Annotated in this window: 17 protein-coding genes; 8 read left to right on the forward strand and 9 right to left on the reverse strand. The window is 42.5% G+C overall.

What is annotated here, in order from left to right:
* The first annotated feature begins 52 nt into the window (after positions 1-52).
* On the forward strand, positions 53-1,657 hold the full coding sequence (locus tag ABMY45_RS08885) for an AbgT family transporter (RefSeq protein WP_248298689.1): 1,605 nt from the start codon (positions 53-55) through the stop codon (positions 1,655-1,657).
* A 222-nt stretch (positions 1,658-1,879) separates the two neighbouring features.
* Complete coding sequence (locus ABMY45_RS08890) at positions 1,880-2,497, forward strand: glutathione S-transferase family protein (RefSeq protein ID WP_349288772.1); 618 nt, start codon at positions 1,880-1,882, stop codon at positions 2,495-2,497.
* On the opposite strand, the gene ABMY45_RS08895 is transcribed toward ABMY45_RS08890, so the two are convergent.
* The 3 genes from ABMY45_RS08895 to ABMY45_RS08905 are packed head-to-tail and all read right to left on the reverse strand — an operon-like array spanning position 2,494 to position 4,241.
* Positions 2,494-2,943: a DMT family transporter gene (locus tag ABMY45_RS08895; RefSeq protein ID WP_017216748.1), complete on the reverse strand. Its 450-nt coding sequence runs from the start codon at positions 2,941-2,943 to the stop codon at positions 2,494-2,496. The two genes, ABMY45_RS08890 and ABMY45_RS08895, sit on opposite strands and share 4 nt — an antisense overlap.
* Positions 2,944-2,945: 2 nt before the next feature.
* Entirely contained in the window at positions 2,946-3,581 is a 636-nt protein-coding gene (locus ABMY45_RS08900) for a nitroreductase family protein (protein ID WP_211865649.1), read from the reverse strand.
* A gap of 60 nt (positions 3,582-3,641) precedes the next feature.
* Positions 3,642-4,241, reverse strand: a complete 600-nt coding sequence (locus tag ABMY45_RS08905; RefSeq protein ID WP_102058024.1) for a Crp/Fnr family transcriptional regulator — start codon at positions 4,239-4,241, stop codon at positions 3,642-3,644.
* Positions 4,242-4,294: 53 nt separating this feature from the next.
* Between ABMY45_RS08905 and zapE the strand changes: the two genes are divergently transcribed.
* From zapE to ABMY45_RS08920, 3 genes are all read left to right on the forward strand, one after another.
* Complete coding sequence (gene zapE / locus ABMY45_RS08910) at positions 4,295-5,377, forward strand: cell division protein ZapE (protein WP_227387901.1); 1,083 nt, start codon at positions 4,295-4,297, stop codon at positions 5,375-5,377.
* 113 nt (positions 5,378-5,490) lie between these two features.
* Positions 5,491-5,979 (forward strand): hypothetical protein, encoded by a 489-nt coding sequence (locus ABMY45_RS08915; RefSeq protein ID WP_174169251.1) that lies wholly within the window; start codon positions 5,491-5,493, stop codon positions 5,977-5,979.
* Between the two features lie 26 nt (positions 5,980-6,005).
* A complete protein-coding gene (locus ABMY45_RS08920) occupies positions 6,006-6,437 on the forward strand; it encodes a nuclear transport factor 2 family protein (protein ID WP_206471954.1) in 432 nt (143 codons plus the stop codon).
* 68 nt (positions 6,438-6,505) lie between these two features.
* On the opposite strand, the gene ABMY45_RS08925 is transcribed toward ABMY45_RS08920, so the two are convergent.
* From ABMY45_RS08925 to ABMY45_RS08945, 5 genes are all read right to left on the reverse strand, one after another.
* On the reverse strand, positions 6,506-7,702 hold the full coding sequence (locus ABMY45_RS08925) for an alpha/beta hydrolase-fold protein (protein ID WP_349288773.1): 1,197 nt from the start codon (positions 7,700-7,702) through the stop codon (positions 6,506-6,508).
* Between the two features lie 238 nt (positions 7,703-7,940).
* Positions 7,941-9,728 carry a CDC27 family protein gene (locus ABMY45_RS08930; RefSeq protein ID WP_227387899.1) on the reverse strand — a complete coding sequence of 596 codons (1,788 nt, stop codon included), beginning with the start codon at positions 9,726-9,728 and terminating at the stop codon, positions 7,941-7,943.
* A gap of 131 nt (positions 9,729-9,859) precedes the next feature.
* Positions 9,860-10,756: a helix-turn-helix domain-containing protein gene (locus ABMY45_RS08935; protein WP_206471952.1), complete on the reverse strand. Its 897-nt coding sequence runs from the start codon at positions 10,754-10,756 to the stop codon at positions 9,860-9,862.
* Between the two features lie 245 nt (positions 10,757-11,001).
* Positions 11,002-12,285 carry a DEAD/DEAH box helicase gene (locus tag ABMY45_RS08940; RefSeq protein ID WP_010605367.1) on the reverse strand — a complete coding sequence of 428 codons (1,284 nt, stop codon included), beginning with the start codon at positions 12,283-12,285 and terminating at the stop codon, positions 11,002-11,004.
* Positions 12,286-12,340: 55 nt separating this feature from the next.
* On the reverse strand, positions 12,341-13,255 hold the full coding sequence (locus ABMY45_RS08945; RefSeq protein WP_102058017.1) for a dihydrodipicolinate synthase family protein: 915 nt from the start codon (positions 13,253-13,255) through the stop codon (positions 12,341-12,343).
* 174 nt (positions 13,256-13,429) lie between these two features.
* Between ABMY45_RS08945 and ABMY45_RS08950 the strand changes: the two genes are divergently transcribed.
* Positions 13,430-14,083 (forward strand): DUF6058 family natural product biosynthesis protein, encoded by a 654-nt coding sequence (locus ABMY45_RS08950; RefSeq protein ID WP_029215798.1) that lies wholly within the window; start codon positions 13,430-13,432, stop codon positions 14,081-14,083.
* Between the two features lie 46 nt (positions 14,084-14,129).
* On the opposite strand, the gene ABMY45_RS08955 is transcribed toward ABMY45_RS08950, so the two are convergent.
* Positions 14,130-14,384 (reverse strand): hypothetical protein, encoded by a 255-nt coding sequence (locus ABMY45_RS08955; protein WP_010373062.1) that lies wholly within the window; start codon positions 14,382-14,384, stop codon positions 14,130-14,132.
* A gap of 457 nt (positions 14,385-14,841) precedes the next feature.
* On the opposite strand from ABMY45_RS08955, the gene ABMY45_RS08960 reads away from it, so the two are divergent.
* Positions 14,842-15,099 carry a type B 50S ribosomal protein L31 gene (locus ABMY45_RS08960; RefSeq protein ID WP_010373063.1) on the forward strand — a complete coding sequence of 86 codons (258 nt, stop codon included), beginning with the start codon at positions 14,842-14,844 and terminating at the stop codon, positions 15,097-15,099.
* A 5-nt stretch (positions 15,100-15,104) separates the two neighbouring features.
* Entirely contained in the window at positions 15,105-15,245 is a 141-nt protein-coding gene (gene ykgO, locus ABMY45_RS08965) for a type B 50S ribosomal protein L36 (RefSeq protein WP_010373066.1), read from the forward strand.
* Positions 15,246-15,293: the final 48 nt, after the last annotated feature.

The raw sequence follows: 15,293 nt of genomic DNA on the forward strand, positions 1-15,293 counted from the left end.
ATGTAAAAAAAATGCTAAGGTTGCGCCATTTTTTGGAACTGAGAATTTAGCTATGTCAAATGCTGTAGAGACGCAAGCTGATAGTCAGGACCAACAGGGGCAAAAAGGGGGATTATTCAATCGCTTCTTGGCAACTGTTGAGTTCTTAGGGAATATGCTTCCCCACCCTATTACTTTGTTTGCAATGTTTTGTATCGCCATCGTGGTATTTAGTGGTATTGCCGATTGGATGGGGCTATCTGCCATCGATCCTCGCCCAGAAGGCTCCGCAGGTCGCGACCCCGACGGTGTCATTGAAGTCGTAAGCTTAATGAGTGCAGAGGGTTTGCAACGCATTGTGACTGGTCTTGTGACTAACTTTACTGGCTTTGCACCACTTGGCACCGTACTTGTTGCATTACTAGGGGTTAGTGTTGCAGAACACTCAGGCATGCTATCAGCTGCAATGCGCGGCATGGTAATGGGCGCTTCAAAACGCCTTGTTACGTTCATGGTTGTATTTGCTGCTATCTTGTCTAACACCGCATCAGAACTTGGCTACGTTGTACTTATTCCGCTTGCCGCAATGATTTTCCATAGCCTTGGTAGACATCCGCTTGCCGGTTTAGCCGCTGCATTTGCTGGCGTATCTGGTGGCTACAGCGCAAACCTATTGCTTGGCACAATCGATCCGCTATTAGCTGGTATTACGACGCCTGCTGCGCAGATGATTGACCCAACTTACCAAGTAGGACCTGAAGCGAACTGGTACTTCATGATGATTTCAGTATTCCTAATTGCCATCGTGGGAACCTTAGTCACTGAGAAAATCGTAGAGCCACGTTTAGGGAAATACGACCCTAAAGAAGCCAGCGTTGATTTAAGTGAAAACAATATCGAGAAGCTTTCTGCAAAAGAAAAGTCTGGCCTTAGATGGGCTGGTTTATCGCTACTCGTAGTGAGCATTCTGCTTGCATTAACCATAGTACCTGAAGATGGTATTTTACGTCATCCTGAAACAGGCGAAGTGGCGGGTTCACCATTTTTAAAAGGGATCGTGGTATTTATCTTCGTAACCTTTGCTATCCCGGGTTTTGTGTACGGCCGTGTGGTTGGCACCATGAAAAATGACCGCGACATTATTGATGCAATGAGTAAAAGCATGAGCTCTATGGGCATGTATATCGTGTTGGTATTCTTTGCCGCTCAGTTTGTTGCATTCTTTAAGTGGACAAACCTAGGTACAATCCTTGCAATAAATGGCGCAGCACTATTGCAGGCGCTAAACCTAACTGGCCCTGAAGTATTCGTACTGTTTATATTCATGTGTGCACTAGTTAACCTAAGCCTTGGTTCATCATCAGCTCAATGGGCTGTCACGGCACCGATATTCGTTCCAATGCTTATGCTTATCGGCTATGCGCCGGAAACCATTCAAGCAGCGTACCGTATTGGAGATTCAGTTACTAACCTTATCACTCCCATGATGAGCTACTTTGGTTTGATATTAGCGGTTGCGACGAAATACAAAAAAGACATGGGTATAGGTACATTAGTAGCAACTATGTTGCCGTACAGCATGTTCTTCTTTATAGGCTGGGTAGCACTATTCTACGTGTGGGTATTTGGCTTTGGTCTACCAGTTGGACCTAACTCTCCTATCTACTACAATCCGTAGCTAATACTTTAAAATTATCTAAATGCCAGCATTTGCTGGCATTTTTATTTGTGAAAACCTCAACCCTCACCTAAGGTTGAATAGGAGACAGCGAAGAAGGAGCCGATTTTGGATACCAATAACATTGCAATTATTACATTGGTATTAAACTAACTTCACGTGATCACTGTTATTTTATGCCCTGTTCCTGAGTGATACACGTGACCTAACATTAGGTGAATTATGTATACACTCTTTTACTATCCACAAAGTGCGAGCCTTGCGCCTCATATTTTATTAGAACTCATTGGTGAGCCTTATCAACTTGAACTGGTGGATATCAAAAAAAACGCCAACCGTAGTGCACAATACTTAAAACTAAGCCCTGCCGGACAAGTACCAGCCCTCGTTGACGACGACTTTACCTTATTTGAAAGCGCTGCAATTTCTCAGTACCTTGCTGAAAAGCACATCGACAAGCAGCTTATCCCAACTGAGCTAAAACTAAAATCACAGTGCCTGCAATGGATGCATTTTATGAGCGCTTCTATTCACAGCGACTTATTGATGTATACCTACCCAGAACAACACACCCAAAGTGCTTTAATGTATGACGACCTTATTCGCTCGCAGCAAGGTCGATTAGAAGAAGGGTTTGGTATTATTGATACCTTACTTGCAGACAATCATTACCTGTTTGCAAATCAATTTACGCTGTGCGACAGCTATTTGTTTATGCTTTGTGAGCGTGCGAAGACATTTTTAGAAAAAACGCCTTCGCTTAAGAATTTACGCCGCTATTATCGCCAAATTTCGGCAACACCTGCTATTAGCAAAGCTTTAGAAATGGCTGAGTTTTAGCCTGAACGATTAACGTTAATAAGTACAATACCGGTCAGCACAGCAATCACACCCACGACTTTTTGCAGGTTAATAGGCGTATAAGGTACACCAAAGAGACCAAGCTGACCGATCACCATAGCTACCACCATTTGACCACACAAGTAATAAGCCATTAGGTTACCTATACCCATTTTAGGAATTAAAAAATAACAGAGTCCCACCCCTGTTGCACTTAGCACCCCACCTAAACACCACAAGTACCAAGGCACCGCTTTTAGCTCTGAGGTTGCTGGCAGCACGTTATCAGATACCCGAAAGGCAATAAAGGCGTAGAATGCGCTGACGGTAAACGCCACTCCAGCTGCCAATATCGGACTTTTTAATAAACCGCCAAGCTGTGCATTCATGCTTGCCTGCACCGCGATTGCACCACCTGCAAAAACGGCTAATATGGCAAAAATCATCGTCACACCTCAATATGCAGCAAGTCTCTCGATTTCCTTACTTTGCTTGTATTCGCGTTCACATCCGTGCTGTCACGAATGCCAATTGGCGCAATTAATACCGTGCGTAAATTTAAGGATGACAGACCCAAGATGTCATCGTAGGCAACCTTATCGATACCGGTCATTGGGCAAACATCAATTTCCATACTGGCGGCTACCAGTAGTAATGTACCGAGGGCCAAGTGAGCCTGCTCAGAACACCAGCTATATTGAGACTCAAAGTCCATGGTGTGTAGCGCGTCTTTCATACCCAATTCCATCTGCGCATAGACAAGCTCATCAAGGTTTCGATTCGCCTTAAAGTCTTGAATGTAGCGCTCTACTTGGCTATCTAAAGGTGACATATCCGCAGCAAAAACTAATAGATGGCTATTATCAAGCACTTTTTGTTGCCCATACGAATGCGGTAGCAATGCTTTTTTCATCGATAGCTTGGATATTTGAATAATCTTATAAGGCTGTAAGCCAAATGCTGAAGCACTCAACCCCGTCAGTTCGATTAACTTATCTACTTTGTCCTGAGCAATGGTTTGCTCAGAAAATTTGCGGACGGCGTAGCGCCAATTCAATAACGATTCTAGTTGTGATGTATTCATAAGTTGTTCTCCATTATGTGTGAGGCAACTTTAACAAGGTGAAGAGCTTGGCTCATTTACCTATGTAAACGAACCTGAATTTTTTAACGATTTTCTTATTCGGCTTAACTGTGTAGGAGTGATCCCAAGATGGGACGCTAAATGGTATTGTGGTACACGCTCAGCAAGTTCTGGCTGCTCTTTTAAAAATGCGAGATAGCGCTCCGTGGCATCTAACTGCACCATATAAAGCTCTCGCTTATCCTTTTCTAACAACCAGTTCTTTTCAAGATACAGTATTTGAAATCGCATTAATTCCGGATTATCCATTAATAGTGCTCTAAACTGCTTGAAATTGATTAGGACTACCTGTGATGTTTCAAGCGCTTGGATCCCTTGATTGGCGGGCTCTTGGCGATGTAGAGCATGCATCACACCAGGAAACTCCCCCGCCACAAAAAAACGCTTATTGTATTCCTGCCCAGCAGCATTGGTGTTTACTAATCTAACTAACCCTTGATGTAAAAATGCAAAAGTAGTCAGATACTCTCCTTCTTTGTAAAGCCACTCATCTTTCGCAAGTAGTTTGATGCTGGTGATCGCAGCAATAGCGGACCAGGTGTCTTGAGAAAGCGGGTAATAGGCGTCCACCGCTTGTTTTAATCTTGTTAGTGCATCCATGAGTTATAGCTTTATGATATTATTCGGATTAACTATTCCTATTTGCAGTGTCTATGTCAATCTCTAGCCATTACCAAGCACAAATTGAATGTGGAAATCTTACTCCTGATGCAGCGCAGCAAGCTGCAATTTCAGCTTTAGATGCCCTTTCTCGTTCACTCGTTAGTGGTCACTCGAATAAAGGCATCTATTTCTATGGCCCTGTCGGGCGTGGCAAGACAATGCTGATGGATTGGTTTTATGAATTCACTGACGTCACAGACAAAACTCGCCTACACTTTCATCACTTTATGCAACAGGTGCATAAAGAGCTCAATCAAATTCAAGGTGTGAGAGATCCTTTAAAGCGCATCGCCCAAAATTGGGCAGAGCAAACATCGTTATTGTGTTTTGATGAATTTTTTGTCACCGATATTGGCGATGCCATTATTATGGCGAGATTGTTTGAAGCCCTTTTTGAAGATGGCGTGACCTTAGTTGCAACCTCCAATTGCCACCCAACCGAGTTATACAAAGATGGACTACATAGAGACCGTTTTGAGCCAACAATTGCGCTGCTTATAAGTCACTGCGATGTCATATCTGTATGTGGTGAGACGGACCATCGATTTAGCAAAGGCACAACGGCAAACCACTACTTCGTCAACGATAAACAAGCATTTTGGGACGCCTTTACTAATGCCGGTGGCGTATTCAAACAGAGCATCCTGGAGATTAATCATCGTCCAATTAACGTGCTTGGCGCAAATGAAAGCGTCGTATGTTTTGATTTTATGGAGATCTGCTCAAGCCCACGCGCTACCAATGACTATATTGAGCTTGCACAGCAAGTTAGCTGTATTTTTATCTCTGAGTTACCGATACTTGGTGTTACTCCAGAGAATAAAGATGTAGCGCAAGGAACTGAGGAAGGCTATATCCGCCCAAATAACTCAACGCAACCTAGGATTGGCGACGATGAGGCCAGACGCCTGATTGCGCTTATCGATGAATGTTACGAAGCCAAAGTACCGGTTGTTTTTTTGGCCGCTGCGCCCATATCGCAAATCTACCAAGGTGAACAACTGGCATTTGCTTTCGCTCGCTGCATTAGTCGAGTGACAGAAATGCAAAGTTGGTCTCTTAGCGCCTACTGAGCTTACAATTTTTATAATTGTATAAATTACAAACGAGTGCTAACCTGCTGCAAATAATAATAAAAAGTATGTTTCTATGAAAAAGTTTCCCTTGTCAGAGAGTACTGGCGACAGTGACTAATCAACAAAAACAAGCTCAGCCCTTTATTCCTGACTCTTTTATGCCACCAACGAGGGTTAGCACATCCCATTTTTCTTTTACCGTGCTCAATGAGAAAATTGCGATAGTAGATTATGAGCTGGTGATGGCTAATCAAGTACGCTTGCAAGGCATATTTGGTCCGAATTCAGACTGGCCGAAAGCTACTATGACTTATGAGGAAAACATTGCGAGTTTAGCCACCCACAAGGAAGAATTTATGTCGCGAGCGGCATTTGCCTATGCGGTTTACACCAGACACAGTGAAAAGTATATCGGTTGTGTCTATATCGATCCGCCACAATCTTCAGATTTTGATTGTGATGTCTATCTATGGATAGGAGCAGAAGATATCACATTGGATAACCTAGTCTATCAAACAATTACTCATTGGTTAAAAACGGCATGGCCATTTTCTAAACTTGCATTTCCCGGTCGAAACGTTGCATTCAATACAGAGTAAAAAACAATAATTTAAGGAAAATCATAATGAAAGTTCGATATGCACTGCTGCCACTCATGCTGGTTTCAAGTCTTTGCTCCGCAGAAGCACTGAGCAACAAGGTTAACGCTTACTTCGAGGCACAAAAAGCCGTTGAACACCAATATTCAAAAGAGTCTGATGTTACTCACCTACTTACGCTTTTAACGCCAGATGCCTCATTCGAGCACCCTCGCTTTAATGCCGTATTGTCAAAAGAAGAGTATAAGAAAGGCTTACTCAGCTATCTAGGCCAATACGGAAAATGCGATATCGAAGTCACAAACATCATTGAAGGCCTTAATGCGGTGACCGTTGAGTATCTACATCCTTGCGTTGATCAGCAAGGTAACACGGATGAAAAAGAAAATAAGCAAAAGCTTATGACAGTGTTTGAGTTTAGCGGCGAAAAAATAAAGCGTATTCGCCACTATTTTTAAGTGGCAATAAATACTCAAAAAATAGACCACATCGATTACCTAAGTGGCCTATTTGCGCATTTTGATTATCACTCACCAAGTAATTTAGTTAGCCGCTCTTTACGAGCAACAAAGACATCGTAGCCACCATCACCCTTCGATGACAATGCCAGCGCTTTGTTTACTTGCTCTAAAGATGCTTGGTATTGTTTGTCGGTTTCATAGCCATATGCTAAGCCGTTGTAGGCATCTGCATTATTTGGATAGCGTGAAACGCCAAACTTAAACAACTTAATTGCTTCTTTCACGTTACCCATGCTTACGTGGTAATAGCCAAGCTCTCTGATCACTGCTTCCTGTGGCTCAAAAACCTCGCCATATTGAGCAGACAGTTGTTGATAATACTTAGTAATAGAGCTCAATTCACCGGTATACGCACGAGCAGGCATTTGAGTTGGCAAAAACAGCTTTTGATACGCGCTAAACATACCAGCTGCAGACACAAGTCCATGAGGAACATTGTCGTAAGCCTCACTGAAAAAGCGCAAATCATGTGGTTGATTTGCTGCTAGAAAGCGTGCCATATCATCGTATCTTTCGCGCATCACGCCACCTTCCTCACCAATTGTGATATATAGAAAGTTATTTAGTTGCTTCGTTTTGGAAATAAATGCTTTGGTACTCTTTGCTGTCGCGCCAAAGTTCCACCATACCGCTGGGCTATAAGCAATATGCGCTTGAAATAGCTCAGGCTTTGCCTGCAAAGCATAAAGCGCAAAAGTACCCGCTGCAGATGCACCTGCAATGACTTTAAAATCATGAGTGCGATAGGTCTGGTTCACATAAGGAATAAGTTCAGTCTCGATAAACTCTAAAAACTTAGGTGCCCCGCCGCCAATATCCATAGGTCCTGCAGGCTCTTTATTCTTAGTTGGATAAAGATCTCTTAACCTGTCTGTATTTTCGATTGCAACAATAATAACTTCAGGTGCGGCAGAAACGTTTGCTCCTTGCAAACGCTCAAGTACAGCGGTCATCAACGGAAGGTTGCCTTTACCATCAAGGCGATAAATCACAGGGTATTTTTTATTGGGGTTGGTGTGATAATTTTTGGGTAGTTGAATTGTAAAAGTTCTCTTTTCATCAAGTACTTTTGACATCAAGGTTTTTGTTTGTTGCTCATATTCTTGCTTTGTCTTTTCTTCGGACTCTGCCATCGCAGCTACCGAAAAGAAAGCCGCTAAAGTCACAGCAAACAAGCACTGAACTGCCTTACCAATTCTCATTATTATTATTCCATTTAGTTGATTTCACTAACAAAGCTAGCATAATGGTTCAGGAATTGATAGCACCCCATGTCCCTCTTGTTGCTAGCTTACTTTTTAGATAGTCAGCGCATACACTTAAACGGAGAAATACAGCAAGGCGGCAATCACAAAGAAAACAACAATAACGCTGCTGCAGTTACCATTTCTGCCACTTCCTTTTAAGATTTGGCCTAAAAAGCGTTCACTTACGCGATGGTTACTTAACTAAACCATCGACGTTTTTATCCAATACACTATAAATGGCTTTCATGGCGGGATCGACACCATTGAAGTAGCTTGCAGAGTCCGGCAATACCGGCATATGTGGAGCAATCCAAATACGGTGGTCTTCTGCGCGAGAAGTTTGGTGAAACTGCGACGAAACGAGTCCAAACACCCCACTGAACGGTAAACGGAACCTTCCAGCTTCACCAATATGATTTGGCCGAGAACCACTTGGCTCTCCAACCAATATGGCATTGGTAAAGCTATCAATATTGGTCAAGAGGTTTTGCGCTGCAGAAAAGGTATTACGTCCCATCACTACAAATAACTTGCCTTCTGGCTTTGCCGCTTCAAAATAAATAAGTGCCTTTAGTAATGGTGGTAAGATGGAGCCATTGCCACCACTATTATGTCGTAAATCCAGCACCAAGTGATTTACTTCACCGTCTTTTATTGTCTCTATCAACTCCGCACTAAATTGCGCTAGCGACTGCGTTTTCATCTGTGCAACGGCATTAAATTGCACGTACAAAACCTCATTGCTTTTATCCACTTCGTACCAATAAGGTTTATTGACGTTTTGCAGATATTGTGGGCTTTTTTGATGATTTTCTGGCAAAGTCGGAAAGCCGCGAAACTCGAATGATTGGCCACTAAGGCGAATGGTCTTTTGCGCGCTCTGCGCATTTTCTACCGTGATAGACACTTCATTTGACGCATCGATCAACTCTAGTCCAGCGAGTACTTCGGGCATGGCGAGATAATAAGGCGCAAGCCAAAGCTGCTGCATTTCATTATCTCGCGGATTAATCTCGGCAACTTTCGCCATTGCATCTGCGGTTGGTGTTTTCGCAAAGGCTGTGACTTTATAGCCGATTAAATCACTAAACTCAGCTTCAGCATCAACAATGTAAAGGCCATCGGTAAAGGCATAAAACTGCACTGGCAAACGAGTGAAATTCCCTTTTTCTCCGAAGGTCGGCACGATAAAGTTATGCCCGTTACCAAGCGCGCCTATCATTTGCATCATACCGAAGACAATTTGCTGATCAGTTAACTTGGGTATATCTGAGCGCAAATTATTTGCCAACGTAATTAAATCCAGGTTGTTACTTGCCTGTTCGTTAACATGCAACCGCTTAATTTCTGAGAGTAAGAAATCTAAATCTGCATTCCACTGCTGATCCCGAGTGAGCGAAGTGTCTTTATAGTTACCTGTAAGACGCTGAAATTGCATATTATCTTTGATGGAGTCGAAAACGCCTTTATTTGCTAAGCTACTGCGTTCGTCGTACCGCGCTGACAAAGACTTACTCAGCCACTGATTAGCTTCATCCACTTTACCTAGTGCAGCATACGCGCCTGCAATCTTTATCATAATGTCATTTGAGGGGCGCGAACCGGTAGGAATATTGGTTAGGTTTACACCCAGTGACAACGCCTTTTTCAGCGCAATGATAGCTTGCTCATAATGCGCTAATTGTATTTGCGTTAATCCCAATAGATACCAAGTGTCTCCGTCATCTTGATACGACTTAGTAAGCTTTTGCAGTTGTGGTAACGCCTGCTGCCAATTTTTGCTACGTACCAACGCTAGTGCGTTGATCCGTGTATTTAGGTAATCCACTGGGGATTTAACATCTAGTTGCTGTGCAACATGCACTTGTTCGCTCGTTGATGTCAGCACCCGAATAGGTTCAGCCTTTGCAGGCTGCGCGATAAACAAACTACTAAAAGTCAGGTAAGTGGCCACATGAGTGAGAAAACTTGAATACATCATCTTTATCCTTGTTATCGATTTAACTCCAGATTACCTATAACGACTTTATATAGCGTGCAATATCAGGATTTTGTACTTCCAGGACTTTTAAAAAACACTCAGAATTAAGCATAAGCAATTGTTTAATATACTTATATTAATTTTGAAAATTGACTTGGAGTGTAACCCGTTTGCTTTTTAAAAACACTGTTAAACGAGGATTTTGAGTTAAACCCAGCATTCATTGCGAGCGCTAACAAGTTGGGCGTTGTTTGCTTTTCGCACTGTAGTTGCTGTTTTACCTCATCGACCCGCAGGCTATTGATATACTCATTAAAGTTGTAACCACCACAAGTATTGATGGCCCAAGAGATATCCTTTACCCCAAGTCCAATAACCTCAGCAACGTCGTGAATAGTCAGGCGTGGCTGTCGATATAAATAGTGCTGCATAATCGTGTTATGAATTGCATTGAATATCTCGGTTGGATCTTCTGACTGTTTGTCCACCTCATTGAACGTTATTTCTTGGGCTTGCGTTATAGAATCTTCGAGGTGTGGTTGATTGTGTACTTTGACAACTAGGTAAAGATTAATTGCAAGTAACCAAACTAAGTCAATAAAATACCAGAGTGCTTTAGTGCTGATGTCGTTGTATGTTTGCATATTGAGTCTAACCAAATCCACCAGAGCAAAGATCACAAACAAGACAACCGTTGTTCTTATCCATTGTAAATCGCACGTGTTGACGTCCGCTCTGATCTCCGCGGATGCTTGCTGGTAAAAGCCAACAAGTTGCACCGTAAAAGCAAAATAAATCAACTGACTGACAGTGCCAAACGCAATCACAAGCTGGGTGTATTCAGTAAATGGAAGCGCCAGCAAAACAGGTAAGAAATGTACTAATCTTCGCTCTTGCTTATCCCGATTAGCATGCAGTAGATTTTTAAACAGAAAATAGACTAAAGGCCCAGTAGCTAGGGTAAATACAGGCGTGATAAGTAAATAGCTTCTAGCCCCTAACGCTTCTTCAGCAAAATTGGTTGTCATCAGCACACATTGACATAACAAATAGATGACGAGCATTCTTGCGCGTGGTTGATTGGCAAAAATTAACATTGCGAGGAGATAAGCCCCAAGAGAGGCGAGTTGGATTACATTAACTGGAACAATGTGAAATGACTGAAGCACAAGCCGTATTTTTATAATTATTTTTCGCTATTGTACGCCACATTGGCTAAAAACAACAACGCCAGCGTGCTAGCTGGCGTTGTAAATAAAGCAAAAAAACAATTTTACTTCTTCTTTTGCTGCTTACGTACATTTGCAATACGAGAGCGGTTTTTTAATCTCGCTTCTGCACTTGCTTGATTCGAAGGCTTATTCACCCGCGCCTTACGACGTTGATGCGCGGGTTTCTTCTGGATAGTTTCAACCAGTCTTTCACGATTTGCCACTTCGTAGCCCGGCAGATAATAGCGTGAAATTTGCTGCTCGATTAACTGCTCAATATGAATAAGGTCAGATTCTTCTTCGCGGCTTACAAAGGTGATCGCATAACCAAACTGACCTGCACGACCAGTTCTTCCGATGCGGTGAACATAATCTTCGGCAAGATAAGGCACATCGTAGTTAACCACGCGTGGCAGGCCAACGATATCCAATCCGCGAGCTGCGACTTCGGTTGCAACCATAACGCGTACTTTGCCTTCGGTGAACTCTCTTAAAGCGCGACGACGAGCGCCTTGAGTTTTATCGCCATGACATACATTTGCATCTATACCATCAAGCTTTAACTCTTCAACTAGCTTGTCCGCGGTTTCTTTCATATTGACGAACACCAGCACTTGTTGCCAGTTTTTGGTCCCGATCAGCTCAGATAGTAACTCGCGCTTACGTTCTTCTTTAACTGGATAAACAACGTGGCGAACCGTGTCGGCTGTACTATTTTCTGGCGTCGCTTGGATTAACTTAGGGTGTTCCAACACTTGTTTCGCGAACTGCTTCATTGCCGACGGGAAAGTTGCAGAAAACAACAATAGCTGCTTTTGCTTATCCACCAGCTCAATGATTTTTTGCATGTCGGTGATAAAGCCCATATCTAACATGCGGTCAGCTTCATCTAACACTAAGTGTTTAACGTTACTTAACGTGACATTACCTAGGCGGATATGATCTAACAAGCGTCCAGGGGTTGCCACTAAAATATCCACGCCCTGCTTTAAGCGCTCAGCCTGGCCATTGGCGTTAACTCCGCCAAACAGTGCCTGCACTTTTAAGTCTGTGTACTTAGCAAATGTCGCACAGTTGTTGGCGATTTGCTCGGCAAGCTCACGCGTTGGCGCCAAAATCAACGCTCTTGGCGTCGACTGTGCTTCAGCCTCAAGCAATTTTTGGATGATAGGTAATGCAAAAGCTGCGGTTTTCCCTGTTCCAGTTTGCGCTGTTGCGAGCACATCACTACCTTGACGGACAGCTGGGATAGCCGCCTGTTGAATTGGCGTTAATGTATGAAAATTGATGTCTTGCAGCGCATCTAAAAGAGGCTGTGCGAAACTAAATGAAGAAAACGTTGCCATAATAACCTACGACCGAGTCAAAAACGGTCGCAGATTATAAATGACAAACCGACTTTTAACAAAACTTAAGCAAGGTTTCGTCAATTAATTTTGGTGTCGAGCCAACAAAGTCACTTTCTTTTAACTGAGAAAGGAGTTCAATCCCCTCTTTTTGCTGTGCTGGCGACAGTGGCACATAAGGCAATCTAAATACCGGTTTGACTGCGCCAGTCATAATTAAAGCTGAATTGATAGCAATTGGATTTGGTTCGCAAAAGAGCCAGTTCATTAACGGTTGCAAAGACTGGTTAAGCGCTTGGTTAGGCGTGTCCATCAATTGCCTGAACAAGCCCGGAATAATGTTTGAAGCAACAGAAATAACGCCATGAGATTGGCTGTTATGACGGCTATCGTGGGCTTGATCATCGTTACCTGACCAACACGCAATGCCTTTCGCTTCATAGTGTGCGATACGCTCATCACCCGCACATTCTTTCATACCAACAAAATGCTTGTGGCTGGCCAGCGGCTCAATGATATCAGGCGTAATGTCTTGTCCCGTTCTGCCAGGCACGTTGTAAATAAAGCCAGGACCGATTTCCAAGACTTCTTTCAGGTGAGCCTTCACACCCGTAATTGAGGTTTTGCCATAATACGGATTTATTTGTAGTGCACAGTGCATACCTGATGCAAATCCATATTCAGTCGCTTTTTTTGCTTCTCTGGTGTTATTGCTGCCAGTGTTACCAACAATCAGCAGTTTATCGCCAAATTTATTCGCAGAATGGGCAATGAGCATTAAGTGCTCTTCCCAATTCATCAGTTGGCCTTCACCTGTGGTGCCACCGACAACAATACCATCGACACCGCCGGCGATTTGCGCTTCGACTAGCTTGTCGTAAGTATCTAAGTCAATTTCACCCGCCATTGTGTAAGGGGTTTTAATAGCGGTAATTAAGCTTGCTTTTTTTATTGATTGGATCTGATGCATGGTCTTTCTATTACTCTTCCAGTTGACAGCCATTTTTACCATAAATCTGACTGAGATCCGACCCATAAACCTGAGTAAATCGGTTAAATCTAACGAAATTTAACTTTAGTGCTTGTTATTTGCGTAAAGATCCAGCAAAATCAAAAGCACTGTATATTTATCCAGTTTAATTTTATGGGACTGACACATTTTCTAAATACGCACTTTTATACCACTTTGGAGCTGAGCAGCAGCTTAAAGATACCTGAAGAACAGCTCTTAGAATGGCAACAAATGAGCCTATTCCCAAATCCGAGTTATAGTATTCAAAATCAAATTAAGTGTAGTTCGTACTTTGGCCTGTACGAATGTGAAGAATATACTGATTTTTATGCCCGAGGCCTACTCAATTGGGGGCAACTTTTACTTAAACATAAAGTAGATCAATCAAGTAGTGCATTTGAGTTATTTCAACAGCGTTACTGTGAAGCACTTACGAAATGTATCGAAAAAGGCTTTTACACCGAAGATCCAAGCTTTAGTGATGACCTTACAGAGCATGTACAGCAAGTTTGGCAACAGTTTTTATGTGGCAAGTATGGGGTGATCAGCCAAAATGGTCTCGTAGAGGAAGCACTTTATATTGACCTAGGCCGCGCGATTATCGACGACATTACAGAAGCAAGAACCGCCAGCAGCATTGCCCCAGAGCAACGTATTCAAGTACACAGCGCCATGAAGCTACTAAACAAAGCATTGGCAGCCAATACTCAAGCTGAGCAAACAGAATCGCTACGCACTCGATACATTGACCAATTGATTAGTAAGTACGACTTATCAATCAAATAATCTGCAGTCTGGCGCACAACCGTTTCGCCAGACAATCTATGCGTATTTATATTTGCTGTTCTATGTGCGCACGAATTATCTCAAATGCTTTTAAGACCTTTAACTGATCTTTACATAAGCTGTCGTACCAAGCATCGAACAGTTCATCATCTTGCTCACTGAGCGTTTGATACTGTGCCAGTAGTGTCACTATGTCACTATGTGTGCAAGAGAGTGTGTCTAATTCTTGCTGTAACGCGCTGTCATCGCTGCTGTGAAGCTTAGCCAAAATTGAGTTATCTAACTCAGCATGTTTATCCATAATAAATGCTCTATATCTGTATTGCGTTAGCGAACAAAGTACTTTCGCGAACGTACTAGGTTTTAATTATTTGCTAGACCTCTCTCATTTAGTGAAGGTTATTAACCGTTAAGCCAGCCTCAATTGGATCTCACTCTTTTATCTCATATCTATCAAACCAACAGGCTTACATCGATAGCTATATTCCAAAAAAGTCTATTCGCTACTATTCCGGTTAGGTGTCAACACCAATATGACTACTTGAGAAACTATCTAGAACTAGTTATATCAGGCAATTTTAAGGAAAGTAAGCCCCTTTTAATCAACTGCTCAAGATGCATTCAGTTTAGTTCCGCATGCGTCGACAAATTAGGCGTATCGCACTAAATAGCGGCAACGACAAATTAGTTGTTGAGAATAGTTTTTATTTGATTTATATTGATACAATATAACAACACATTATTTAGGAGTCGTTGTCGTGAAACCCAATATCCACCCTGATTATCAACTTGTTGCCTTCCATGATACATCGGTTGATAAGTACTTTATTGTTGGTTCAACCATTAAATCAGACAGAACCGTTGAACTAGATGGTAAGACTTACCCTTACTTCCCAATTGACGTCTCTAGTGCGTCTCACCCTTTCTACACTGGTAAACAGAAGTTGGTGGCAAGTGATGGTCGAGTTGCACAATTTAACCGTCGCTTTAAAAACCTTGCGACTAAAAAAGGATAAACCAGATGAAAGTACTGAGCTCACTCAAAAGCGCTAAAAATAGACCGGGGTGCCAAGTCGTAAAAAGACGCGGTCGGGTTTACGTAATTTGTAAATCTAATCCGCGATTTAAAGCGGTTCAAGGTAAAAAGAAGAAGAAACGTTAAAGGTCAAAATAAGTACGTTTTAAAGGTGGGCATTGCCCACCTTTAAAC

Origin of the sequence: Pseudoalteromonas sp. XMcav11-Q, assembly GCF_040104525.1 — a bacterium.
Classification (GTDB): Bacteria; Pseudomonadota; Gammaproteobacteria; order Enterobacterales; family Alteromonadaceae; genus Pseudoalteromonas.

Excerpts from the sequence above, each read along its gene's own strand:
- ABMY45_RS08885 (WP_248298689.1), top strand. The coding sequence starts at position 53 with ATGTCAAATGCTGTAGAGACGCAAGCTGATAGTCAGGACCAACAGGGG.
- ABMY45_RS08890 (WP_349288772.1), top strand. The coding sequence starts at position 1,880 with ATGTATACACTCTTTTACTATCCACAAAGTGCGAGCCTTGCGCCTCAT.
- ABMY45_RS08895 (WP_017216748.1), bottom strand. The coding sequence starts at position 2,943 with ATGATTTTTGCCATATTAGCCGTTTTTGCAGGTGGTGCAATCGCGGTG.
- ABMY45_RS08900 (WP_211865649.1), bottom strand. The coding sequence starts at position 3,581 with ATGAATACATCACAACTAGAATCGTTATTGAATTGGCGCTACGCCGTC.
- ABMY45_RS08905 (WP_102058024.1), bottom strand. The coding sequence starts at position 4,241 with ATGGATGCACTAACAAGATTAAAACAAGCGGTGGACGCCTATTACCCG.
- zapE (WP_227387901.1), top strand. The coding sequence starts at position 4,295 with ATGTCAATCTCTAGCCATTACCAAGCACAAATTGAATGTGGAAATCTT.
- ABMY45_RS08920 (WP_206471954.1), top strand. The coding sequence starts at position 6,006 with ATGAAAGTTCGATATGCACTGCTGCCACTCATGCTGGTTTCAAGTCTT.
- ABMY45_RS08925 (WP_349288773.1), bottom strand. The coding sequence starts at position 7,702 with ATGAGAATTGGTAAGGCAGTTCAGTGCTTGTTTGCTGTGACTTTAGCG.
- ABMY45_RS08930 (WP_227387899.1), bottom strand. The coding sequence starts at position 9,728 with ATGATGTATTCAAGTTTTCTCACTCATGTGGCCACTTACCTGACTTTT.
- ABMY45_RS08935 (WP_206471952.1), bottom strand. The coding sequence starts at position 10,756 with ATGACAACCAATTTTGCTGAAGAAGCGTTAGGGGCTAGAAGCTATTTA.
- ABMY45_RS08940 (WP_010605367.1), bottom strand. The coding sequence starts at position 12,285 with ATGGCAACGTTTTCTTCATTTAGTTTCGCACAGCCTCTTTTAGATGCG.
- ABMY45_RS08945 (WP_102058017.1), bottom strand. The coding sequence starts at position 13,255 with ATGCATCAGATCCAATCAATAAAAAAAGCAAGCTTAATTACCGCTATT.
- ABMY45_RS08950 (WP_029215798.1), top strand. The coding sequence starts at position 13,430 with ATGGGACTGACACATTTTCTAAATACGCACTTTTATACCACTTTGGAG.
- ABMY45_RS08955 (WP_010373062.1), bottom strand. The coding sequence starts at position 14,384 with ATGGATAAACATGCTGAGTTAGATAACTCAATTTTGGCTAAGCTTCAC.
- ykgO (WP_010373066.1), top strand. The coding sequence starts at position 15,105 with ATGAAAGTACTGAGCTCACTCAAAAGCGCTAAAAATAGACCGGGGTGC.